The following is a 22,830-nucleotide window of genomic DNA, read 5'->3' as shown; positions in this document are numbered from 1 at the left end:
GGTGCTACCAGCCTGCCCCGCTTTGGGCAACGCAGGTTCGTCGGCTTACCTGCATCCCCCGTCGATCATCCGGCGCGCAGGTCCACGACGCGGAAGACCGCGCCCGATCCGGCGTCGCGGACAAAATCCACGCGCTCGCCATCCCAGTGATAATCGAGGTGGCGCCCCTGCGATGGGTTCGACGCGCAGTCGGGATAGAACAGCGCGGCGCATTCGCCCCCCGCATGGCGAACGCTGGGATAGACGATCCCGTCAGCCCCCATCCCCCTCAACATCGCCGCCAGCGCCTGACCGGCGGCGTAGCTTTGCGGATCGAGCGCGGGCGCGGTGTCTGCATCCGGCGCTCTCAGATCGTGCAGCGCGGCCTCCACCGACAGAATGATTTCGCGGAACTGCGACGTCCAGCCCGGCGCTTCCCCGGTTCTCGCCATGAAGCGGGCGTGGTGGTGGATCGTCTCGAACAGCGCGGTTTCGAACCGGTCGCCGACATACAGCACGCCGTAACGGCCATCGGTAAACCGGCTCGGCCGGTCGGCGCTGACATGGGTGAACGGCGCCATCAGGTATGATGCTCCGCTGCCACCCACCCGCCTGTCAGCCGGAACCAGATCGAGATTGCCGATCGTCGCCATGATGCGGGGATTGGTCTTCTGTTCCGCCGATATCAGCAGCGCCCAATCGGCGGGGTCGGCGACATCCTCGAACAGGTCGATCGGCGGGTAGGCGCTGCGGATGATCCTGACTGCGCCTGTCCACGCAACAGGCGAAACGGGAATGTCAGCAGGGCCTGTCACCAGCCACCGCGCGTCGCATCCAGATAGCGGCGCACCCGCATGATGTCGGTTAATTCTCCGCCGAGCATCACGTCGAGCGCGCTGGCTCCGGCAAAGGCTTCGTTGGCGGCCCTGATCCACGCATAGCCGCGCGCGCTTTGCGAAAAGATGATCCGCAGCGCCTTGTGAATGCCCATCAGGTTGGAAAGCCGCGCGCGTCCGTCGCGCGATATCCGTCCCGGCCCTTCCGCCTTCCAGCGCCGATAGGACCGGACAGGCATATCGAGCAGGGTCGCCGCCTGTTCATCGGTCACCTCCCACTTGCCGAACAGGTTGACCGCTGCCCTGAACATGGCAGCGCCCTCGTCCTGCGTGATCGGGTCGGGGCGGAAAGCGGGAACTTCGGTATCAACAGGTTGCAAAGCCAGCATGGCAGTCTCCATATGGCATAATATAGAAACATTCATGCCATTTGGCAACCTTTGCAGCCTATCCGCCGTCGAACGCCGCCTGTATGCGGGCTACGTCCGTGATCCCGCACGCGATCAGCACCATCAGCAGCATCCGCGCCTTGGCCGGGCCGAGCGCGCGGGCCGCAACCAGCCCCAACGCATCGTCATCGACCTCGACGTTGCGGTCGACCAGCCCTTCGTCCACCCGCGTCGATCGCACCACCGGCACGCCTGCCGCCGCCGCATCGGCCAGCGCCGCCAGCACACAGGCGGGCGCGTTGCCCTGCCCCATTCCGGCCAGCACCATGCCCTTGCACCCGATGCCGAGCAGCGCCTTCACCGGCTGTTCGTCCATCCCCGCGCCCGCTGTCAGGATCGCGACACGCGGCAGGCTGTCGGGGAAAGCATAGCGCGCGGCCTCACCGACGCGGTGCGGCGGGCCGAACCAATCGAGGTTCGCCGGAGTGACACGCGCGATGCTTCCGCGCGGGAAGCTTTTGAAGGCATCGATCTGCGCGGTCGCCGCCTTGCGGGCATCGCGCGCGGCCAGCACATTGTCGCCCATCACCAGCATCACGCCGCGCCCTGCAGCCTGGCTGTCGCTCGCCACTTTCACTGCGTTGGCGAAGTTGCGCATCCCGTCCGCCCCCACCGCATCGGCAGGCCGCATCGCGCCAACCAGCACCACCGGCTTGTGAGTCGGCAAGGTGAGATCGAGCAGGAAGGCGGTCTCCTCCGCCGTATCGGTGCCGTGGGTGATGATGACCCCGGTGATCGCCGGATCGTCCATCGCGCCATGGCACGCAGCATGGAGCGCCTGCCACTGCGGCCAGCCGATATCCTGCGATCCGATCCGCGCGACCTCGTGCGGCACCAGATCGGCATCCAGCCCCAGCGCCGCCAGTTGCTCCAGCATCGCTGCCAGGGCCAGTCCGCCTGCGCGGTAACCGCCGCCCGTTGCGCTGCCCGCCGCGCCCGCAATCGTGCCGCCGGTGCCCAGAACAAGGATACGCGCTTTTGCCATGGCCGCTGCCTTAGCCGCGGGCCGCAGGGGCGGCTAGTCCACCGCGTCGGCGAACTGCGCAAACACGGCGGCAAGCCCCGGCACGTCCGCCTCGACCTTCAGTGCGGCAAGCGCCTCGGGTATGTCGATCTCGAACTGCGACACCCCGTCTTCATAGCCCCGCCCCTCCGCCCCGAGCGACCGGGCAAGCGCCAGCGCCGGGCGGTTTTCGGGCAGGATGTGCACTTCCAGATGATCCAGCCCCTCGCGCGCACAATCGAGCAGCAGCACCGCGCACAGCAGCCGGGCAAGGCCCTGCCCGTGATACTCGTCGATCACCGCGACCGAGAATTCCGCCGTCTCGGGATCGTCCTTGTCCCGGAAGGCATGCACCACCCCCAGCGCCGGGGTATCGGCCAGATCGGATCGCAGCGCGCCCCAGGCAATGTGTTTATGTCCGTCGACCGTCACCAGCGCCTGCAGAACCTGCGGCGGGACTTCGCGCATTCCGGAAAAGAACCGCAGATAGCGCGATTGCGGAGAAAGCCTCGCAATCCCGTCTTTCAGTCGCTGTTCGTCGTCCTTGCGCACCCGGCGGATGCAGACGGGGGTGCCGTCGTTCAGATGCGTTTCGATGATCATGGCATATCGTCCCGCTAAGGCTGGAGCCGCAATCATAGCAGCTTCGCTTTCCCCCGCCACCTGTCCCCGGGGTGGCGCAAACCCGGCTTGACCGGCGAGCAATCCCCGCTAAACGGCGCACTCCTGCACCGCAGGGCGGTTAGCTCAGTTGGTAGAGCATCTCGTTTACACCGAGAGGGTCGGCGGTTCGAGCCCGTCACCGCCCACCATGCAACCATGCGGATGTTCTCATCACGGTAAATTCGGTTGGCGAGCAACTGATAAAGACCGACCCTGCTTTGACTTTGGTCGCTGTATCGCCGACCAATCTCGGGGGCGAGCGTGGGCACGACAGTCCGCCCCTGCCAAATCAGCCCGAAGAGCGTAATCCGTACCGAGTTCCCGGTCGCGCGCGGATATATGCCGCAAACGGCCTGCCTCTTGTGCGGATACCGCCTGATATCGCTACCAAAAGGGTGGATGAGGATTTGATGGTCAAGCATTCCAAATCTTTTAATTCATATTTATAGATAGTTATAACATCTTTTACGCTCATCGAACCGACAGATAATCCTTGAATTTGACTTTGAGCTCCAGTCTTTCCTAAGAGAATGGTAGCGCTCGCAAAGAACGGGGGCGGACGACGGGAATTCTGTCGCGGGAGACGGTACTGATGATTCGTTTTGGTCGGGAAACTGCGTATTTCGCAGCCGGGATACTGGCAGTCGCGACCGCGTCGCCAATGGCGGCTAGCGCTATCCATGAACCAACGACGCCAGCTTCCGCTGAAACAATCGCACCGACCGAGAGGGGTGTGGCCCGCCCTGAGCATTGGCCGGCCTACGACTATCCTGTGCCGATCAGTTTGGATCACGAGCAGATGATTGCGGACCTGATTGGACGCATGACGATCGAGGAAAAGATCGGGCAGTTGGTACAAGCCGATCTATGCTGCGTCACTCCGGATGATCTCAGAAAATACAAACTCGGCTCGATCCTTGTTGGTGGAAATAGTGGGCCGGAGGGGAACGATCTGGCCCCTGCCCCTGAATGGTTGGAGACGGCTGACGAGTTCTACCTTGCCTCAGTGGATCGATCGGATGGCGGTGTCGGCATACCGATGATCTGGGGGATCGACGCCGTGCACGGACATTCGAACATCATCGGCGCCACGATCTTTCCTCACAATATCGGCCTCGGCGCGATGCGCGATGCAGAGCTGATCGAGCGGATTGGTGCCATCACTGCCAAGGAAATCCGGGTTACAGGTCAGGAGTGGACCTTCGCGCCGACTGTGGCCGTGCCGCAGGACTTCCGCTGGGGTCGCGCCTACGAAGGCTATTCGTCCGACCCCGAACTCGTCGCATCCTATGTCGGCGCGATGGTACGCGGTTTGCAAGGCTCACCAAGCAACGATAATCTGCTGGCTGGCCCGTGGGTGCTGGCTTCGACAAAGCACTTTCTCGCCGACGGCGGTACCGACAACGGGGTCGATCAAGGCGACAGTTCGATCTCGGAAGAAGACCTGCGCGATATTCACGGACTCCCCTACGGACCGGCGATTGCCGAGGGCGTCTCAACCGTGATGGTCAGCTTCTCCAGCTGGCAGGGCGTCAAGATGACTGGCAATCACTCGCTCGTCACCGGCGTGCTTAAAGATCGCATGGATTTCGGCGGATTTGTGGTGTCGGACTGGAACGCTCACGGCCAGGTCGCGGGCTGCACCAATGAAGTCTGCCCACAGGCACTGATGGCCGGCGTCGACATGTATATGGCGCCCGATACGTGGAAGCCGATCTACGCCGATCTGCTGGCGCGTGCGCAGGCGGGTACGATCCCGATGGCGCGGATCGATGAGGCCGTGGCGCGGATTCTTCGGGTCAAGGCGCGGCTCGGCCTGTTCACTGCACCCAAACCGTCAGAGCGCCCATACTCCGGCCGGTATGACCTGCTCGGCGCGCCTGAACACCGCACTGTTGCGCGTGAGGCAGTGCGCAAATCGCTGGTGCTACTCAAGAACGAAGGCGTTCTGCCGCTGGCACCGGGCCAGCGCCTGCTGATCGCGGGTGACGGCGCGGACGATATTGCACGGCAATCGGGCGGATGGACGCTGAGCTGGCAGGGCACCGGGATCGACAACAGCCACTTCCCCGGCGCAACTTCGATCGGAACCGGGTTGAAACAGGCGGTCGAAGCGGGCGGAGGCAGCGCCGTGATCTCGCCCGATGGCAGCTTCACCGACCGTCCCGATGCCGCCGTGGTGGTGTTCGGCGAGACGCCCTATGCCGAGTTTCAGGGTGACCGCGAAGCGCTGGTGCTCGATCCCGAATTGACCGCGCCTTACGAAACCATGCGCAAGCTGCATGCGCAGGGAATCCCAGTGGTCGCGGTGATGATCACCGGGCGGCCGCTGTATGTGAACCCCGCGCTCAATGCCGCCGATGCCTTTGTGGTCGCATGGCTGCCGGGCAGCGAAGGCGGCGGCGTTGCAGACGTGCTGGTGGGCGATGCTGCCGGCAAGCCGCGGTTCGATTTTGCCGGAAAGCTGCCGGCCGCCTGGCCGCGCACCACGCTGCTGAGCGAAGGGACGCTGTTTCCGTTCGGTTACGGGCTGGATTACACCGCGCCCGCCACCGGCTGGACTGCGCTGCCCGAACTCGACACCGGCAACCTCGCGGGCGACAGTCGCCTGTGGTTCAACGCTGGCGCCCCCGCCGCGCGCTGGTCGCTGATGATCGAAGGCACGGGCAGCGATGCCGGAACGCGCATCACCACTGTTCCGGCAGACGCGCTGGGCGGACGCGTGCGGGTGACGGCGGAAAACTTCAAGGTGCAGGAAGGCGCACGCCGCTTCACCATCGCAGGCGGCACGGCAAGCGTGCAGCTCGGCAATTTCGAAGGTGTCGATATCGACCGCGAAACCAATGCCGATGTGATGCTGCTGGTCACACTGCGCAGCTGGGCCGCACCGCAGCGCGCGCGGATCGGCGCGATCGGGCCCAATGGCAGCGGCTATGCCGCGCTCGATCTCGCCGCCGGAAGCGACTATGTCCGCTATGGCATTCCGCTCAAATGCCTGCGCAACAAGGGAGCCGACGTGACCAATCTCAACCGGCCCTTCGTGCTCGAAACCGAAGGCGCGGCGGATTACGCCATTGCCGAAGTGCGGCTCGGCAGCGATGCCGAGCGCGTTGTGCCATGCACCTGATCTGACGCCATGACGCCCGTCGACGAAATTGCGATCCCCGATGCCGCGAGTTTCGAGCGCGATGTCAGGGCCGCGTTTCGTCCGGTCGTGATGCGCGGATTGGCTGCGGATTGGCCGCTGGTGGCGGCGGGCGAGACCGATGCGAACGCCGCGCTGGATCTGGTCTTGCAGGCCGATACCGGGCTGCCAGCCGATGTGATGGTTGCCCCGCCATCGGAAGCGGGGCGATTTTTTTACACGCCCGATATGCGCGGGTTCAATTTTCGGCGGGAACAGATGACGCTGGCCGCGCTGGCGCGGCATCTCCGCGATATCGCAGACACACCGCACCCCATCGGCATCTATGCCGGAGCCGCCGAGATCGCCCGCCACCTGCCCGCTCTTGGCGCAGCGAACCCGCTGCCGCTGGTTGCCGCGATGGAAGCGACCGCGCGCATATGGCTGGGCAACGCGACGCAGGTCGCCACCCATTTCGATCTGTCTGACAATATCGCGGTCGTCGCCGCCGGACGCCGCCGGTTCACGCTGTTTCCGCCCGCAGCGACGCCCGAGCTCTATGTTGGCCCGCTCAACATCACGCTTGCCGGGCAGCCGGTGAGCATGGTCGATCCGCTTGCGCCCGATCATGCACGCTATCCGCGCTATGCGAAGGCAGAAGGACTGGCGCAGTTTGCCGAGCTTGAACCGGGCGATGCGATCTACATTCCAACTCTGTGGTGGCACCATGTCGCAGCCAGCGCGCCCATCAATGTGCTGGTGAATTACTGGCACAATGATGCCTCGCGCGGCGGCGGGTTTCTGGCGCTGGTGCACGCTATGCTGGCGATCCGCGAACAACCAGCAGCGCAGCGCGCGGCGTGGCGCACATGGTTCGATCATTTCGTGTTCGATGAGCAGGCGGGCGATGCCGCCGCGCACCTGCCGCCGCACGCACAGGGGGTGAACGGGCCAGCATCGCCGCAGCGCGACGAACAGATCCGCCGCTTCATCCTGCAGGTGCTGGGCAGCCCCTGATCCGTTTGGGCCGATTGGGAATTGCCAAGCGGCAAATATTTGGTAGCGTTACCACAAGCAGGCCAGCAAGGCCGCACACATGGGGAGAGAATGATGAAAGCCATGGCTTTGGCATCGGCGCTGGCGGTAGCAGCGTCAGGCCTCGCACCCTTACAGGCGCAGGCTCCGGCCCCAACCGCCAAAGCGCTGCCGGTCGGCACCTGCATCAACATGGGCAATACGCTGGAACCGCAGACCGAAGGCGCATGGGGCGGCGCTCCGGCGCGCAAGGCGGATTTCGAACGCATCAAGGCAGCGGGCTTCGATACGGTCCGCATCCCCGTGCGCTGGCACAACAAGTCCAGCGACAAGCCGCCCTATACGGTCGATCCCAAGTGGATGGACCGGGTGCAACAGATCGTCGACTGGGCGCTGGCGGAAGACCTCAACGTCATCCTCAACAGCCACCATTTCGATCCGATCCATGATGATCCGCTGGCTGTTGCCGCATGGCATGGCGGGGTATGGAAACAGATCGCAGCGCGCTTTGCCGGCTACCCCGAAGACACGCTATGGTTCGAACTGGAAAACGAACCGCACAAGAACTTCAACCACACCAACCTGCTTGCGACGCTGGCGCCGGCGATGAAGGAAGTGCGCGCGGTGCATCCGACCCGCGCGGTCATCATAGGCGGTGAAAACTGGAGCGGCATCAAGTCGCTTGAGACGCTGCCGCTGCCTGATGACCCCAATGTGCACCCCACCTTTCACTATTACGACCCGTTTGCCTATACCCATCAGGGAGCGGAGTGGACCGCGCCCGATATTCCGCCAGTGGGTCGCAGTTTCCCCACCCATGCCGATGCGGCCCAACTCGCCAATGATGTGCTGGCGGTGCAATCCTATATAAACCGCACGGGCAAGACCCCGTTCATGGGCGAGGTCGGCGCTTTCGATCGACACATCTCGCTCAACGATAGAGTGAAGTATCACCGCACAATCACCGATGCCTTTGCGCCCACCGGCATTGGCGTGTGCGTATGGGCCTACACGAACACCTTCCCGTTCTACGACAGCGAGAAACGCGAATGGATGCCGGGGATGCTCGGCGCATTGGGGCTCAAGGAATCGAACTGAAGAACGAGACGAGCGAAAGGTGACCATGATGAACCACTATCGCATCGCGCTTGCTACGGGCGCTGCTCTGCTGTGCATCGCAACCCCGGTGACGGCACAATTGCCGCCCGAACTGGCCGCATTCGACGAACAGGTGCCCGGCGACCTGATCAATGATCCGACTCGGATCGACTGGGAAAGCTATGGCACCAACTACGAAACCAGCGGACGCGCGGCAGAGGAAATTCCCGGCGGCGGCGCGGCGCGCGTGTTCGATATCAAAGCCAAGGGCGCCAATATTTATGACGTGGCCGCCAACGTGCCACTGATTGCGCAAATCGACAGCGGCGACCGGGTGACGGTAGGCTTCTACGCCCGGAGCGTTAGCAGCGAACGCAGCGACGGCAAGGGCGTCATCGGCGTCCGCATTCAGGAAAACGCTGCACCCTATGGCGGGTTCGGCGACACCAATGTCCTGATCGGTTCGGAGTGGGACTGGTACGAAGTCAGCACACTCGCCGACAAACGCATACGCCGCGCCGATGCCATCGTGGCGCTGCAACTGGCCGGTGCCAGGCAGCAGGTCGAGATTGGCCAGGCGATCGTCGTCAAGGGCTCCGCGACGATCGTGGCTACCACTGAAGTGGCAGCTACAGACCCGCAACCCACTCTCAAGGATCCGTCCACCATCGAAATGCCCGATGGCTTGCGCAGCGCAGGGCAACTGATCAACGATCCCACCCGACGCGGTTGGGGTCATGGCGGCACGGCCGGGACTTGGCAGGAACTCGACGTCCCCGAAATCTGGCTTCAGAAGGCGACCAGCTTCACCACTTCACGAGTGGGCGAAAACCGCTGGGACCTGAGCACCGCGATCCCGATCACTACCGCCGTCAAGGAAGGCGACCAGATGATGGTCGCGATCGTGGCGCGAACAATCAGTGCCGAAACCGAGGATGCAAAGGGCCTGATTTACGCTCGCATCCAGGGCGCCTTCCCTCCGTTCGAAGGGTTCGGTGACAAGGTGTTCAAAGTCGGCGACCGGTGGCAGATGGTCAAACTGCCCTTCACCGCAACCCGCGGCTTCGGACCGGGCGACGCCGTGGCGGCGCTGCACTTTGCCGGTGCCAAACAAAACGTCGAGATCGGTCCGGTCTACATCTTCAAGACCAACTAGCCCGGCGAGTAGGCGTAGGGGCCGACGACCAGCCCTGTGAACAGCCCGGCATGAACCGAGGCGAGCGGTTCGACATTGATCGTCTCGCCCACCTGCTGCCATTCGTCCGCGTCCGCACTCCGCCAGAATATGCGGGCACTGCCGCCGTCGAGCGCGAGCTTGAGTTCGACTGGTCCTTCGGCGGTCAGCGGTTGATCGGTCACAACCACGCCGCTTGTTCCTTGCTCCGCCGACGTGCGCAGCCGCACAACCAGCCGCCCGCGTTCCTTGCCTGCGGCGAGGAAGTGATGTTCGTCCATGAAGGCGAGCAGCCCGGCAAAATCGCCGCCGCGCTGCGGAGCGAAGGTGAGGCGGGTGGTGAACTCGGCCTTGTGATGACGCAGGCGGCGACCGATAAAGGCGGGCTTGCCGAGGCTGCCCGCCGCTGCTGGCCCGGCGACAACGCGCAGCTCGCCCGCATCGACCGCAATCAATGCTTCCTGCCCCGGTGTGCGCAGGCCGATCCATTCATCCGATAGCGCGCCGTCGAACTCGTCGCGCCAATTCTGCCATTCCGATCCGGTTGCAGCGGGCAGATTTGGCCTTTCCGCCACCATCGGCACGGCTTCACCCCGATCAAGGAAGCGCGGCCAGCCGTCTTTCCATTCAAGCGGCAGCAGAAAAGTCTCGCGCCCCATCAGCGTCGATTGCCCGGCAAAGGGCCGCGTGGCGAGAAACACGCCCCACCATGTGTCATCGTCGAGCTTGACGATATCGGCATGGCCGGTTGCTTCGACCCGGTCGGGCCGGTCTGCGGGCAAATCGCGCTGGGTCAGGATCGGGTTGAACGGTCCGGGGGTATAAGGCCCCTTCAGCGCGCGCGAACGATAGATCGTCTGCGAATGCTGGTCAGCCGTCCCGCCTTCTGCTGTCAGCAGATAATACCACTCCCCCACCTTGTAGATATGCGGGCCTTCCGCCCAGATCGGGTTGGTGGACGGATCGACTCCGCCATCCACCAGCAGTGTGCGGCCGGGCATGACCTGCACGGTGTGCGCATCGAACTGCTGCAACCACAGGGCGCGGTGCCCTTCGTAACGCGGCTCGCCCGGAGGCGCGTCGTTGTAGACGATCCACGCGGTGCCATCGGCATCGAAGAACAGCGATGGATCAATCCCGCTGAAATCCAGCCACGCCGGATCGCTCCACGGCCCGGCCGGATCGCTGGCGGTGATGACGAAGTTGCCGCCGCATTCGATGCAGGTGTTGACGATCCAGAACCGCCCGTCGTGATGTTCGATAGCGGGCGCAAACAGCCCGCGATTGGTGCCCAGCCCGCTGAAATCGAGCTGGGTCGGACGGTCGATCGCATTGCCGATCAGCCGCCAGTTGACCAGATCGGTGCTGTGCAGGATCGGCAGACCGGGAAACCAGCTGAAGGTCGATGTGACAGCATAGAAATCATCGCCCACCCGTACGATCGATGGATCCGGGTGAAAGCCAGGTAGGACCGGGTTGCGGAATGCACCTTCTGGCGCTGGCATCTCGATCTCTCGCGATTCGTAGGCCAGGTAATCGAATGTCGCGACCACATCTCGCGCCGTTGCAGGATGCGCCGCCAGTGCCAGCGCACTGAACAGCATCGCCATCTTGCCAGTCATCCCGTTATCTCCCGAATGCCGATCCTTAGGGCTTGTCGACCCATGATTCTGCCCCTATGGTAGCGCTATCAATGTGGAGGGCAAGTGCCAGTAATGGCCGTACATATATTGGACAGCCTGCCGGCGGATTTCCCGCACGGCCATTTCATCGGCCGCGCGCAATCGCCGGACGGACCCTGTGTAATTACCATCGCAGACGGCATGCTTCGCGACCTTTCAAGCGTCGCCTCGACGGTATCAGGCGCGTTGGCCCGCCGCACACTGACCGGCGGCACAGCTATCGGCCCGGTCGAGCATGGCCTGCCCGAAGGCTGGCACCTGCTCACCCCCATCGACCTGCACTGCATCAAGGCGAGCGGTGTGACCTTCGCGGTGTCGGCGATCGAGCGGGTGATTGAAGAGCGCGCGCGCGGCGATGCAGTCCGGGCCACTGCGATCCGCGCTCAGCTGGAAGACAAGATCGGTTCGGGGATCCGGACTGTTGTTCCCGGCAGCAAAGCCGCCGCTGAACTCAAGGCTGTGCTGATCGAGGAAGGCATGTGGTCGCAATACCTCGAAGTCGCGATCGGCCCCGATGCGGAAATCTTTTCCAAGGCGCCCGTGCTGTCCGCAGTGGGAACTGGCGCGCCTGTCGGGGTGCGCTCGGATTCGATCTGGAACAATCCGGAACCCGAAGTGGTGCTGGTGTGCGACGCGAAGGGCGAAGTGCTCGGCGCAACGCTCGGCAATGATGTCAACCTGCGCGATTTCGAAGGGCGCTCCGCGCTGCTGCTTTCAAAGGCCAAGGACAATACTGCCAGCTGCGCTATTGGCCCGTTCATCCGATTGTTCGATAATAACTTCACTATTGATGACGTGCGAAATGCGGATGTCGAACTCACCATCGACGGGCCCGAAGGCTATAGGCTCGAGGGGCGCAACGTCATGGCCGAGATCAGCCGGGATCCGCTCGACCTGGTAGCGCAATGCATGTCGGAACATCACTATCCCGATGGGTTCGTGCTGTTCTGCGGCACATTGTTTGCACCGACGCAGGATCGCGATCAGCCGGGCGCGGGGTTCACCCACAAGGTCGGCGATGTCGTAACCATTCGATCCAAGCGGCTGGGCGCGCTAACGAACACGGTCATGACCTCCCGCGATGCGCCGGTATGGGAAGTCGGCATCGCCGCCTTCGCGCGCAATCTGGCCGAACGGGGCCTGATCGACAAAATGTAACGAATCGATACGAATAGACGTACGATTGAACCGGCACATCAGACACGCCGGCAATAAGGGATGGGGAATAGCTTTGGAGGCGCATTCAAGCACTGCGAGCGTGCATAACGCGATCTATCCGAGCCTCACCGGCCGGAAGGTGATCGTCAGCGGTGGCGGATCGGGCATTGGCGAGGCAATGGTCGAAGCCTTTGTCCGGCAGGGATCTGCGGTGGCGTTCGTCGACATTCAGGAAGCCCCCAGCGCAGAGCTGATGGGCCGACTGGCAGATGCGGAAATCCCGCCGCAATTCATCGCCTGCGATGTTACCGACTGCATCGATTACAGCGACAAGATCGGCCAGCTGATCGATAGGCTGGGCGGCTGCGACGTGCTTATCAACAACGCCGCCAGCGATGATCGGCACGCGCTTGATGACGTCACATCCAGTTATTGGGACGATCGCATGGCGGTCAACCTCAAGCATCAATTCTTTGCAGCCAAGGCGGTGGTGCATGCGATGCGCGCGGCGGGCGGCGGGTCGATTGTCAACATGGGCTCGATCAGCTGGCACTTGGGCTTAAAGGACTTGGTGATCTATCAGACTGCCAAAGCTGCGATCGAGGGCCTGACCCGAAGCTTGGCGCGCGAGCTTGGGCGCGACAATATCCGGGTCAACACGATCATCCCCGGCAATGTCCAGACTCCCCGTCAGATGCAGTGGTATTCGCCTGCAGGAGAGGCTGAAATCGTTGCTGCGCAATGCCTTGACGGGCGTATTCAGCCGGTCGATATCGCCGCGATGGCGCTGTTCCTCGCCTCTGACGATGCGCGATACTGCACCGCGCACAATTACTGGGTTGATGCCGGATGGAGATAAATCTGCCCGTTCGCCCGGTGCTCGCCGCCGACAGCAAGCTCGGCGAAGGGGTGCTGTGGGATGCGGAGCGCGGGATTGTCTGGTTCGTCGATATCAAGCGGCATCGCCTGTGGCACTATGATCCGGCAACCGGCAGCAACGCTTTTACGCAGGCACCCGAACAGATCGGATGGGCGATACCGGCCGAAGGCGGGCTGTTGCTGTGCGGGTTGAAGGACGGGCTTTATACCTTCGATCCCGAAGCCCAACGCTTCGAAAAATTGGGCGCGGTTCCGGGTGAGCCTGCGACCAACCGGCTCAACGATGCCTGCACCGATCCCTGGGGCCGGGTGTGGTTCGGATCGATGGACGATGCCGAAGGCGCGGCATCGGGCCGGTTCTATGTGTTCGATCGCGGAGAAATCCGTGCGGCGGGGCCTGCGGGCATCGCGATCACCAATGGCCCTGCCGTCAACGCCGCGGGCGACCGCATCTATTTTACCGATACCGGTGCGCAAAAAATCATGGTCGCCGATCTTACACCGTCTGGCGTTGGCGAGGCGCGCTTGTTTGCCGATACTGGCGCGCTGTTCCCTTCGGCCTATCCCGATGGGCCGGTGGTCGACGCGGAAGACCATGTCTGGACCGGCCTTTACCTCGGCGGGCGCGTAGCGCGGTTTTCGCCCGATGGCGAACTGGTTGCAACCATCGCCATGCCTGCCCGCGACATCACCAAGATGGCATTCGGCGGGGCGGCTTTGAGCACCGGCTATGTCACTTCGGCAACCAAGAACATGTCGGCTGACGATATGATCGCCTTTCCCCATGCGGGCAGCCTGTTCGCCTTTGACGCTCCGGTGCGAGGCTTCGCGCAGGCCCGCGCAAAGCTTGGCTGATGTGCTTATTTAACAATGCTCTAGCTGCCTCTCTTGCGATCGCCGCTCCGTTTGGCGCGGCTGCCGCACCCTCGCTTGACGCCGCTTATGGCGACAACATGGTGCTGCAACAGGGGCAACCGATCACTCTGTCAGGGCAAGGCCAAGCCGGGGGCAAGGTGACGGCAAGGCTGGGCGAGGTCACGGCGAGCGCGGCCAAGGATGGGTCGGGCAACTTCACCCTCACCCTGCCCCCGCTACCTGCAAACGCCGCCCCGCAAGCCCTGACGCTGACCGACGAGAGCGGCACGAAAACCTACGCCAATATCCTGATCGGCGATGTGTTCCTGTGCGCCGGACAATCCAACATGGAACTGCCCGTCACCCGCGCGCTGGACGCCGATACCCAGCTGCGCCTCGCCGCAGATGATGGAATCCGGTTGCTGATGGTGCCCAAGGCCACTGCCGCGCTGCCGCAACCCCGTTTCGCCGCGCCGGTCGTATGGAAGGCGGCGACCAGCGACAGCGTCGCTAATTTTTCCGCGGCCTGCTTTTACATGGCCAAGGCATTGCGCGGGAAAGACACGGCCACGCCCATCGGCCTCATTCATTCCAATTGGGGCGGCAGCGCTGCGCGGGCATGGCTTGATCGGGAGGGCGTGCGCGCGCTGCACGGAGCCGAAGCGCTCGACCAACTCGCGCTCTACGCCCGCGATCCCTATGCCGCGACGTTAGGCTTCGTGCCGCAGTGGTTCGACTGGTGGCGCAAGGCCGATGGCGGGCGCGAGCCGTGGCGCAACCCGCAAAGCCTCGATTGGAAGCCGATCCCGCGCTTTTCGTTCTGGAACGAATGGACCGGAACAGGGCTGGATAGCAAGCCGATTGCCAATGTATGGCTCCGCCAGACGATCACGCTCACGCCGGATCAGGCCAAGGGCGAAGGCCAGCTTGCCATCGGCGCGATCGACGATCTCGACCTCACCTTCGTCAATGGTGCGCCGGTCGGTTACACCTTCGGCTGGGGGGTGGAACGCACCTACCGCGTTCCCCCGCAGCACCTGAAAGCGGGCGAGAACACCGTCCTGATCGCCGCCAACAATGCGTGGGACAATGGCGGGTTCTTCGCCGGACCGGAACGGCTGCACTTCACCGCCGCTGATGGAACGCGCATTCCGCTGGGAGCGGATTGGGACTATGCGACCACGCCTGTGACCGATGTGCCCCCGCGCGCGCCGTGGGATGCCAATGCGGGCGTGGGCGCGATGCACAATGCGATGATCGCCCCGCTTGGGCCGATGCGGCTGGCGGGCGTGGCCTGGTATCAGGGCGAATCCGATGTGGGGCAGCCTGACTACGACAGGAAGCTGGAAGCGATATTTGCCGGATGGCGCCGCCAGTTCGGCCCGCAGGCGCGGATGCTGGTGGTGCAACTGGCCGATTTCGGGGAACGCCGCAGCGCTCCGGGCGAATCCGGCTGGGCGCAGCTGCGCGATGAACAGCGCCGCGCCGTCGCTGCCGATGCCAACGCCGCGCTGGTGACGGCCATCGACCTTGGCGAGCCGACCGATATCCATCCCGCCAACAAGAACGTTCTGGGCAAACGATTGGCCGATGCTTTCAATGGCCGCAGCCTGCCCATGCCGCAGCGCGCGGTGCTGGCGAGCGGCAAGGTCACCGTGAGTTTCAGCGGGATTACTGGCGCGTTGCAGGCGCAGGGCGGCCCCTACCCCCTCGGCGTGGAACTGTGCGAGGCTGCGCCGGGCACCTGCCGCTTTGTGCTGGCGGGCCTCGACGACAGCAGCATGGTTATCGCCGTGCCTGAGGGCATGGCGCCCACCCGCGTCCGTTATGCCTGGGCCGATGCGCCGGTGGTCAATCTGGTCGATGGCGACGGCATGCCTGTCCCCGGTTTCGGCCTTGATATTGCACGCTAAGGCTTGCGCGCCGAAGCCTGCCCCATCACAGCGCCGCGACAATGGATTTGCCCCATCTAATCCTCGGACACGGCGATTGGCGCGCGCGTATCCTGCCGCAAGCGGGCGGGCTGCTGACAGCGCTGGATTGCGGCGGTGTGCCGGTGCTGCGCGCCATGCCCGCTGGCTCGGCCAACCCGCTCGACGCCGCCTGTTTCCCGATGGTGCCGTGGTGCAACCGCATCGCTGGCGGGAAGTATGCGTGGGCGGGCGAGCGCATCTCCCTTGCGCCCAATTTCGCGCCTGAACCGCACGCGATCCATGGCCATGGCTGGCAATCGGTGTGGATTGTGGCGGAGGCAGAAGCCAGCCGCTGCACGCTGGTTCACCGCCATGATGGCACCGCGCCGCGCTGGCTCTGGGCCTATGAAGCCCGGCAGGCAGTGGTGCTGGACGCGGCGGGCTGCACGATCACGCTGTCGTTGACCAACCTTTCGCCTGAGCCGATGCCCGCAGGCCTCGGCCTCCACCCCTATCTGCGCCGCCGCCCGGAAAGCCGCGTGCGCTTTGCTGCGGGCAGCGTGGTGGCCGTGGGTGCGGACATGATCCCGACCGGCGAACACTTGCCGCCTTCGCAGTTCGGCGATTACGCCGCTGCGGGCGGCGCTGTTCTACCGCCTGCATTGATCGACCACTGCTATACTGGGTGGGACGGCGCGGCGGTAGTGGAGGATGACCTTGGCACAATCACGCTACGCGCGGCGGGAGCGCCGCACCTGCATCTCTACGCGCCGCAAGCGCCCGATATCCTGTGCCTCGAACCCGTCAGCCACTTGCCCGATGCGATCAATGCAGGCGGGATGCCACTGTGCGCACCCGGCGAAACGATCAGCCTGAGCCTGAGGATCGCCGCCACCTAGGGCGCTGGCGCTGTCACGCCCGCTTTGGTCTGTTTGACCGGCAGCATCAGGCCCTGATCATCATAGGTCAGATGCTCCACCGTCACTGCCCGCCGCCCCAGCGCACCCTTGCGTGTCCCGATGGTCAACGCGGCGTTGTGGAGGAACAGATACCACTGCCCTTTGAACTCGGCGATGCCGGGGTGGATGGTGAAGCTGCCCTCACCAGATCCGGTCAACTCGCCCCGGTATGTCCACGGGCCTTCCAGCGAAGTGGCGGTGGCATAGGACACGCGCTCATCGGTATGCGTGGCCCGGTCGAGCGAGGCGTAGGTGAGGTGATAGAGCGCACCGCGCTTGTGCAGCCATGGCCCTTCTTCGAAATGCGGCGGGGTGATTTCGGTGATCGGGCCATCGATACTGATCATGTCCGCACCAAGGCGGGCGATGTAGCACTGGCGGTTGCCCCATGCGATCCAGCTGGTGCCGTCGTCATCGGTGAACACCGTCGGGTCGATATCCTCCCAGCTGTGGTTTCCCTTTGGAGTCATGTCGTTGCTGATCAGCGCTTCTCCCTTGGCGTCCACAAACGGGCCTTCAGGGCGGTCCGAAACGGCAACGCCGATCGCCTTGCCGGGTTTGGTCTCGTCATGTTCGACCGGAGCATACATCCAATACCGCCCGTGCTTTTCGATTACTTGCACCGCCCATGCATCATGCGATGCCCATTTGAAGCCAGTGATGTTCATAACCGGCCCGTGGTAGGTCCATTCCCGCATGTCGGTGGTCGAAAAAGCGAGCCATTCCTTCATGTTGAACATCTCGCCGTCCGCCGCCTCGTCGTGGCTGGTATAGAGCCACAGCCGATCGCCGATCACCAAGGGCGCTGGGTCGGCGGTGAACCGGTCGCGGATAATCGGGTTCGAACCGGGTGCAGGCTCCTCCGCCAGAAGCGGGACGGCGGCCAGCAACGCGCCCAGGACGAGCCACCCCCGCATCAGTGATTATGCCTCGGCAATTTGCGCGCTGTGCCGCGATATTTGAGTGCAAAGTCCATCACCCCGCCCTCGGCTAGTTGGCCGGTCTTCTCGCGGTACAGCTCTTCCCACGGGGTCTGGCTTTCGGGCACGGGCGGGCAGGTCTCCTCGGCGCGGCGGCGGGCGATCTCGGCCTCGTCCACCAGCGCATCGCAGCGCCGCGTGTTCAGATCGACGCAGATGATATCGCCGGTGCGCAGCCACGAAAGCCCTCCGCCAACCGCGCTTTCGGGACTGACGTTGAGGATCGAAGGGCTGTCGCTGGTCCCCGATTGCCGCCCGTCACCCAGCGTCGGCAGCCATTGCTTGCCTGCGCGGATCATCGCATCGGGCGGCTGCATGTTGACCACTTCGGCGCTGCCCGGCCAGCCGATCACGCCCGATCCGCGGATCACCAGAATGCAATCCTCGTCGATGTTCAGCGCGGGATCGTTGATGCGGTGATGGTAATCGTCAGACCCGTCGAATACGATCGCACGCGCTTCGAACACGCCGTCCATGCCGGGACGCGAGAGGTAGCGGGCGCGAAACGCCTCGGAGATCACAGAGGTTTTCATGATCGCAAAGTCGAACAGATTGCCCGACAGCACCATGAAACCGGCCTTGTCGATCAGCGGATCAGCGAAGGGCCGGATCATCTCGCGATCATGGCTTTCCGCTCCGGCGAGATTTTCAGCCAGCGTTTGCCCGGTGCAGGTGATGCAGTCACCGTTCAGCCTGCCGGCCTCCAACAGCTCCCACATCGCTGCGGGAACCCCGCCCGCACGGTGAAAACGCTCGCCCAGATAGGCGCCTGCAGGCTGCATATTGACCAGCAGCGGCAGATCATAGCCATGCGCCTGCCAGATGCCGGTTTCCAGTTCGACGCCGGCATGGGCGGCCATCGCCTGAATATGCGGCTGCGCGTTGGACGATCCGCCGATCACGCTGACCGTGGCGATGGCGTTTTCGAAGGCCTTGCGGGTCAGGATGTCAGAGGGTTTCAGATCCTCCAGCACCATTTCGACGATCCGGCGGCCGGTGCGATAGGCCATCTGCCCGCGCTCGCGATAAGGCGCGGGGATCGCGGCGCAGCCGGTGAGCGACAAGCCCAGCGCTTCGGCCACCGCGTTCATGGTGCTCGCCGTGCCCATCGAATTGCAGTGTCCGGCGCTCGGCGCGCTGTCGGTGGCGCGGCGGAGGAATTCGTCCTCGTCGATCTCGCCAGCCGCCAGCTTGCGGCGGCTGCGCCAGATCACTGTGCCGCTGCCGACCAACTCGCCTTCGTGCCAGCCATCCAGCATCGGCCCGCCTGACAGCACGATGGCGGGAATATCGACCGTGCTGGCCGCCATGATCTGGCTCGGCGTGGTTTTGTCGCAGCCGGTGGTCAGCACCACGCCATCGATAGGATAGCCGTTGAGCAGCTCCACCAGCCCGAGATACAGAAGGTTGCGATCCAGCGCCGCTGTCGGCCGGCGGCAGTTTTCGAAGATCGGGTGGACGGGAAATTCGATGGGGATGCCGCCTGCATCGCGGATGCCGTCACGCGTGCGCTTGGCCAGATCGATGTGGATGCGATTGCAGGGGGAAAGGTCGCTGCCGCTTTGCGCGATGCCGATAATCGGCTTGCCGCTTTGCAATTCTTCGGGTGTAATCCCGTAATTCATGAACCGCTCGAGATAGAGCGCGGTCATATCCATCCGCTCACGATTGTCGAACCAGTCGCGCGAACGCAGGCGGCGGGGTGTGGGTGTTTCGGTCATGTTTTCTCGGGCGGCGGGTTGAACGAGGCGGCAAGGCTGGGCCCGGCATCGGAATTGCGGCGGATCAGTTGATAGGCGAGCGTTAACTGCTCGGCCTTGGCGCGGGCGATGCGCGGCTTTTGCTTGTACACCCGCGCAATCATCGCGACCGCTTCGGCGGTCATCTCGCGGATCGGCTGGCGGATTGTTGTCAGCTCCGGCCAGATTGAACTCGCCAGCTCGGTATCGTCGAACCCGCAGACGGTAATGTCGTTCGGCACATCCAGATGCCGCCGGTGCGCCATTGCGACAGTGGCAGCAGCCATATCGTCGTTGGAAGCGAAAATGGCGGTCGGGCGATGCGGTACGCCCAGCAGCTTTTCCGCCGCGACCATGCCCGAACGATAGGTGAACTGGCCCTGCGCGATCAGGCTCTCGTCAATCGCCAGCCCGGCATCCTTCATCGCCGAACGATAGCCGAGCAAACGCCGTCCGCTGGCGACCTGATCGGGGTTGCCGATGATGAAGGCGATCCGTTCATGCCCCAGCCCGATGATGTGGCGGGTCATGTCATAAGCGGCCTGGAATTCGTCGATCAACACTGCGCCGTGGCTGCCGGTCGCGCGCCCCGGTCCCACCGCGACCGCAATTCCGCCATTACTGCGGATCAGGTCGAGCACACTTTGATCGTCGCACAAGGGTGGCGGCAGGATGAAGCCTTCGATCCCGCCATCGAGCATTTTGCGGATCACGCCATAAGCCTCGTTCACCGTCTCGCAGCTTTGCACCACCAGGTAGATGTCGCGTCGGCTCGCTTCCTCCAGCGCGCCCATCAGAAATTCGCTGAGGTATGATGCGGAGGGGTTGTCGAACAGCAGCGCGATCCGCAACTGCGATCCGGCTGCGAGCGACCGCGCCGCTCGGTTGGGCACATAGTTGAGCTTGGCAATTGCGCCGAGCACCTTTTGTTTGGTGTCCTCACGCACGTTTTCCTCGCCATTGATGACGCGGCTGACGGTCATCGGCGAACATTGCGCCTCGCGCGCGACATCGGTGATGGTGGGCGCGGCATTGCTGCGCCGCGCGCTGCGTTTGCGGGCCGTGGCGGCGACTTCTGGCTTGCTGTTCATGGTTACGGCCATAGAACCGCTGCCCGAGTGTCAGCAAGCGCGATGATGGGCGCTACCATTGGGCCTTTCATTGTCCGGGAGCCTCGGGAAAGGCGCGGCGCTGATAGTCGGCAAGGCTTTCCGGGATCGGCGCGGCCCCGGCGGGCAGCGGGAGGCCGTGGAGCGATTGCCAATAGGCGAGCGAGGCATTGCGCCACCAGCGCGCCTCGACCTGCTGGATTGCGAGATTTTCAGCCACGGCGCGGTGCCGCTGCGCATCGATGTGCGGGGCGAGGGTCTGCCAATCGCGCGCCAAGGCATCGACTGCAGCCACCCCGGCATCATATTCGTGTACCAGATCGGCCCACAAGCTTCGACCAGATGGCATCACGCGATCCCAGCGAACGCGGTGGAACCACAGCAGGTAGCGCGGATCGACCGTTGCAGGATCGGCCCACTGTGCGGTGACATCGGGCGCGTATTGTGCCAGCGCGTCAGATCCTGCGGGCGTGCGGTCGAACCCGATCCCCTCCCCGTCGGCGCGGTGATAATAGCACGGATTCCAGTCGGGTCGTGCCAGATCGCACACCCACGGGCCGGGGCCATAGTGGTGTCCGGTGTCCATCACATGCGCGAGGCCGAGCGGGGTCATGTATCGCACGACCGCTTCGCGGCTACCCTGCATCATCGCGGTGATTGTGCCGAGCGCCTGCGGATCGCGGGTAAACGTCTGCGCCGCCCATTCGCGCGCGATGCTCTCGCTGGAGAGCGCCGGATTCCACGCCAGTCGACCGAAGGCATACCAGTTCGCCTGATCGAAATCCGATCCCGTCCAGTCGCGATCCGATCCGGTGTTGGCCACGCCGGCCATGCCAGCGGGCGCGATCACTTGCGCAACGCTTTTCGTAACGGGGCCGCCCCTGCCCGTATCGGCGCCCAGCACTTCCTTCCACAGCGGGGCGAGGTACGCGAGGTGGCTGGCAAAGCCGAGATATTCCTTGGTGATCTGGCCTTCGAACATCAGCTTGGTTTTGGGCATCGCGCCGAACAGCGGGTGGAACGGTTCACGCGGCTGGAAATCGAGCGGGCCGTTCTTGACCTGCACGATCACGTTGTCGGCAAATTGCCCGTCGAGCGGTACGAACTCGGCATAGGCTTGTTTGGTGCGGTCGGTTTCGTCCTCCGCCGAATAAACGAAGGCACGCCAGATTACTGTCCCCCGGTCGCCGAGCCCTTCCGCAAGCATGTTCGCGCCGTCGGCATGGGTGCGGCTATAATCCTGCGGGCCGGGCTGGCCTTCGCTGTTCGCCTTGACCAGAAAGCCGCCGAAATCGGGGATGGCAGTGTAGATTTCGTCCGCCTTGGCACGCCACCACGCCGCCACTTGCGGATCGAGCGGATCTGAAGTTGTCAGACCGCCAATGTCCATCGGCGCGGAAAAGCGGGCCGAGAGATAGACGCGGATGCCATAGGGCCGCCACGCATCGGCCAACCGGGCAAACTTGGCGATGTAACGCGGCTCCAGCATGAAAGCGCGGGCGTTGACGTTGTTCACCACCACGCCGTTGATGCCGACCGAGGCATTCGCGCGGGCATAGTCGATCATCCGCTGGTCGAGGCGCTCGGGCAGGTGCCACCAATCGAAGATCGACCGGCCCGCATAGCCGCGTTCGACATGGCCATCGGGATTGTCCCAGTGGTTGAGCATCCTGAGCGGCATCGCCGGAGCGCTATCGAGCGCTAGCGTCGACGGGTCGGCGCCCTGCCCCAGCTCGCGTAGAATGGCATAACTGGCATAGAGGCAACCAACCGGTTCAGCGGCGTCGATGCTAAGCAAGCGGTCAGCTGGAGTGATGCGGAATGCGCCGCCAGGGGCTATTGCAGGATGGTCGCAATCGAAGCGAAACGCTGTGTATGAGCCAGTTTGCGCAGCCCGATCTGCTTTGCCCAGCAACCCGTCAAGACCGGCGCGCAGTTCGCTGATGGCGAGTGCTACGGTCGGCTCATCGGGATTGAGGGCAACAATCTCACCATCATGAGCTTGCAGCCGTGCCAGGGATTCGCCTTCAAGCGGAGCGTGGCGCAGCCACAAGTCATAGCCATCTTCGGCCTGCAAAGATGCTAACGGCACAATTGCCGCGCTCAGCGCCGCAAGACGCATTGCAATCCGGTTGACAAGGCCTCTCCCTCTCATCATGGTAGCGCTACCACAAACGCGGTGACAGTCAAGCAAT

At 63.7% G+C, this 22,830-nt stretch carries 18 protein-coding genes and 1 tRNA gene; 10 read left to right on the top strand and 9 right to left on the bottom strand.

Annotated elements, in window-relative coordinates; translation table 11 throughout:
• Positions 1-65: 65 nt before the first annotated feature.
• The 4 genes from Q0L48_RS05140 to Q0L48_RS05125 are packed head-to-tail and all read right to left on the bottom strand — an operon-like array spanning position 66 to position 2,870.
• Complete coding sequence (locus tag Q0L48_RS05140; RefSeq protein ID WP_296718053.1) at positions 66-794, bottom strand: RES family NAD+ phosphorylase; 729 nt, start codon at positions 792-794, stop codon at positions 66-68.
• Positions 791-1,204: an MbcA/ParS/Xre antitoxin family protein gene (locus Q0L48_RS05135; RefSeq protein WP_296718050.1), complete on the bottom strand. Its 414-nt coding sequence runs from the start codon at positions 1,202-1,204 to the stop codon at positions 791-793. The genes Q0L48_RS05140 and Q0L48_RS05135 overlap by 4 nt, the downstream gene beginning before the upstream one ends.
• A 58-nt stretch (positions 1,205-1,262) precedes the next feature.
• Positions 1,263-2,249 (bottom strand): asparaginase, encoded by a 987-nt coding sequence (locus Q0L48_RS05130; RefSeq protein WP_296718048.1) that lies wholly within the window; start codon positions 2,247-2,249, stop codon positions 1,263-1,265.
• 33 nt (positions 2,250-2,282) lie between these two features.
• Positions 2,283-2,870, bottom strand: a complete 588-nt coding sequence (locus Q0L48_RS05125; RefSeq protein WP_296718046.1) for a GNAT family N-acetyltransferase — start codon at positions 2,868-2,870, stop codon at positions 2,283-2,285.
• Between the two features lie 133 nt (positions 2,871-3,003).
• Here Q0L48_RS05125 and Q0L48_RS05120 point away from each other — a divergent pair.
• From Q0L48_RS05120 to Q0L48_RS05100, 5 genes are all read left to right on the top strand, one after another.
• Positions 3,004-3,079 (top strand) — tRNA-Val (locus Q0L48_RS05120).
• Between the two features lie 650 nt (positions 3,080-3,729).
• Complete coding sequence (locus tag Q0L48_RS05115; protein ID WP_296718041.1) at positions 3,730-6,057, top strand: glycoside hydrolase family 3 protein; 2,328 nt, start codon at positions 3,730-3,732, stop codon at positions 6,055-6,057.
• A gap of 9 nt (positions 6,058-6,066) precedes the next feature.
• Positions 6,067-7,071, top strand: coding sequence for a cupin-like domain-containing protein (locus Q0L48_RS05110; RefSeq protein ID WP_296718039.1), 1,005 nt, complete (start codon positions 6,067-6,069; stop codon positions 7,069-7,071).
• A 90-nt stretch (positions 7,072-7,161) separates the two neighbouring features.
• Positions 7,162-8,187, top strand: coding sequence for a glycoside hydrolase family 5 protein (locus Q0L48_RS05105; RefSeq protein WP_296718037.1), 1,026 nt, complete (start codon positions 7,162-7,164; stop codon positions 8,185-8,187).
• Positions 8,188-8,215: 28 nt separating this feature from the next.
• Positions 8,216-9,343 (top strand): hypothetical protein, encoded by a 1,128-nt coding sequence (locus Q0L48_RS05100; protein ID WP_296718036.1) that lies wholly within the window; start codon positions 8,216-8,218, stop codon positions 9,341-9,343.
• Here Q0L48_RS05100 and Q0L48_RS05095 read toward each other — a convergent pair.
• Positions 9,340-10,983 (bottom strand): glycoside hydrolase family 43 protein, encoded by a 1,644-nt coding sequence (locus tag Q0L48_RS05095; RefSeq protein WP_296718034.1) that lies wholly within the window; start codon positions 10,981-10,983, stop codon positions 9,340-9,342. The genes Q0L48_RS05100 and Q0L48_RS05095 overlap by 4 nt on opposite strands.
• Positions 10,984-11,076: 93 nt before the next feature.
• Between Q0L48_RS05095 and Q0L48_RS05090 the strand changes: the two genes are divergently transcribed.
• The 5 genes from Q0L48_RS05090 (at position 11,077) to Q0L48_RS05070 (ending at position 16,747) form a co-directional block, all read left to right on the top strand.
• A complete protein-coding gene (locus Q0L48_RS05090) occupies positions 11,077-12,201 on the top strand; it encodes a fumarylacetoacetate hydrolase family protein (protein ID WP_296718031.1) in 1,125 nt (374 codons plus the stop codon).
• Between the two features lie 100 nt (positions 12,202-12,301).
• Positions 12,302-13,060, top strand: coding sequence for an SDR family NAD(P)-dependent oxidoreductase (locus Q0L48_RS05085; protein WP_296718029.1), 759 nt, complete (start codon positions 12,302-12,304; stop codon positions 13,058-13,060).
• Positions 13,051-13,935, top strand: coding sequence for an SMP-30/gluconolactonase/LRE family protein (locus tag Q0L48_RS05080; protein ID WP_296718027.1), 885 nt, complete (start codon positions 13,051-13,053; stop codon positions 13,933-13,935). Before Q0L48_RS05085 ends, Q0L48_RS05080 begins: the two co-directional genes overlap by 10 nt.
• Before the next feature lie 98 nt (positions 13,936-14,033).
• On the top strand, positions 14,034-15,848 hold the full coding sequence (locus tag Q0L48_RS05075) for a sialate O-acetylesterase (RefSeq protein ID WP_296718025.1): 1,815 nt from the start codon (positions 14,034-14,036) through the stop codon (positions 15,846-15,848).
• 41 nt (positions 15,849-15,889) lie between these two features.
• Positions 15,890-16,747 (top strand): aldose 1-epimerase, encoded by an 858-nt coding sequence (locus tag Q0L48_RS05070; protein WP_296718022.1) that lies wholly within the window; start codon positions 15,890-15,892, stop codon positions 16,745-16,747.
• On the opposite strand, the gene Q0L48_RS05065 is transcribed toward Q0L48_RS05070, so the two are convergent.
• From Q0L48_RS05065 to Q0L48_RS05050, 4 genes are all read right to left on the bottom strand, one after another.
• On the bottom strand, positions 16,744-17,724 hold the full coding sequence (locus Q0L48_RS05065; protein ID WP_296718020.1) for a glycoside hydrolase family 43 protein: 981 nt from the start codon (positions 17,722-17,724) through the stop codon (positions 16,744-16,746). The two genes, Q0L48_RS05070 and Q0L48_RS05065, sit on opposite strands and share 4 nt — an antisense overlap.
• Positions 17,724-19,508, bottom strand: coding sequence for an IlvD/Edd family dehydratase (locus Q0L48_RS05060; protein WP_296718017.1), 1,785 nt, complete (start codon positions 19,506-19,508; stop codon positions 17,724-17,726). The genes Q0L48_RS05065 and Q0L48_RS05060 overlap by 1 nt, the downstream gene beginning before the upstream one ends.
• Complete coding sequence (locus tag Q0L48_RS05055) at positions 19,505-20,617, bottom strand: LacI family DNA-binding transcriptional regulator (RefSeq protein ID WP_296718015.1); 1,113 nt, start codon at positions 20,615-20,617, stop codon at positions 19,505-19,507. Before Q0L48_RS05055 ends, Q0L48_RS05060 begins: the two co-directional genes overlap by 4 nt.
• Before the next feature lie 67 nt (positions 20,618-20,684).
• The gene (locus Q0L48_RS05050) at positions 20,685-22,757 is read right to left on the bottom strand and encodes an alpha-glucuronidase (protein ID WP_296718766.1); all 2,073 of its coding nucleotides are present in this window, start codon (positions 22,755-22,757) and stop codon (positions 20,685-20,687) included.
• Positions 22,758-22,830 lie beyond the last annotated feature (73 nt).

The organism is Erythrobacter sp., from assembly GCF_024305245.1.
Taxonomy (GTDB): domain Bacteria; phylum Pseudomonadota; class Alphaproteobacteria; order Sphingomonadales; family Sphingomonadaceae; genus Erythrobacter.
The sequence above is the reverse complement of the archived record's forward strand: the minus strand, read 5'-3'. Positions and strand labels throughout refer to the sequence as shown.

Excerpts from the sequence above, each read along its gene's own strand:
- Q0L48_RS05110 (WP_296718039.1), top strand. The coding sequence starts at position 6,067 with ATGACGCCCGTCGACGAAATTGCGATCCCCGATGCCGCGAGTTTCGAG.
- Q0L48_RS05050 (WP_296718766.1), bottom strand. The coding sequence starts at position 22,757 with ATGCGTCTTGCGGCGCTGAGCGCGGCAATTGTGCCGTTAGCATCTTTG.
- Q0L48_RS05100 (WP_296718036.1), top strand. The coding sequence starts at position 8,216 with ATGAACCACTATCGCATCGCGCTTGCTACGGGCGCTGCTCTGCTGTGC.
- Q0L48_RS05090 (WP_296718031.1), top strand. The coding sequence starts at position 11,077 with ATGGCCGTACATATATTGGACAGCCTGCCGGCGGATTTCCCGCACGGC.
- Q0L48_RS05070 (WP_296718022.1), top strand. The coding sequence starts at position 15,890 with ATGGATTTGCCCCATCTAATCCTCGGACACGGCGATTGGCGCGCGCGT.
- Q0L48_RS05065 (WP_296718020.1), bottom strand. The coding sequence starts at position 17,724 with ATGCGGGGGTGGCTCGTCCTGGGCGCGTTGCTGGCCGCCGTCCCGCTT.
- Q0L48_RS05060 (WP_296718017.1), bottom strand. The coding sequence starts at position 19,508 with ATGACCGAAACACCCACACCCCGCCGCCTGCGTTCGCGCGACTGGTTC.
- Q0L48_RS05075 (WP_296718025.1), top strand. The coding sequence starts at position 14,034 with ATGGTGCTGCAACAGGGGCAACCGATCACTCTGTCAGGGCAAGGCCAA.
- Q0L48_RS05095 (WP_296718034.1), bottom strand. The coding sequence starts at position 10,983 with ATGACTGGCAAGATGGCGATGCTGTTCAGTGCGCTGGCACTGGCGGCG.
- Q0L48_RS05105 (WP_296718037.1), top strand. The coding sequence starts at position 7,162 with ATGATGAAAGCCATGGCTTTGGCATCGGCGCTGGCGGTAGCAGCGTCA.
- Q0L48_RS05135 (WP_296718050.1), bottom strand. The coding sequence starts at position 1,204 with ATGCTGGCTTTGCAACCTGTTGATACCGAAGTTCCCGCTTTCCGCCCC.
- Q0L48_RS05055 (WP_296718015.1), bottom strand. The coding sequence starts at position 20,617 with ATGAACAGCAAGCCAGAAGTCGCCGCCACGGCCCGCAAACGCAGCGCG.
- Q0L48_RS05130 (WP_296718048.1), bottom strand. The coding sequence starts at position 2,249 with ATGGCAAAAGCGCGTATCCTTGTTCTGGGCACCGGCGGCACGATTGCG.
- Q0L48_RS05115 (WP_296718041.1), top strand. The coding sequence starts at position 3,730 with ATGATTGCGGACCTGATTGGACGCATGACGATCGAGGAAAAGATCGGG.
- Q0L48_RS05125 (WP_296718046.1), bottom strand. The coding sequence starts at position 2,870 with ATGATCATCGAAACGCATCTGAACGACGGCACCCCCGTCTGCATCCGC.
- Q0L48_RS05080 (WP_296718027.1), top strand. The coding sequence starts at position 13,051 with ATGGAGATAAATCTGCCCGTTCGCCCGGTGCTCGCCGCCGACAGCAAG.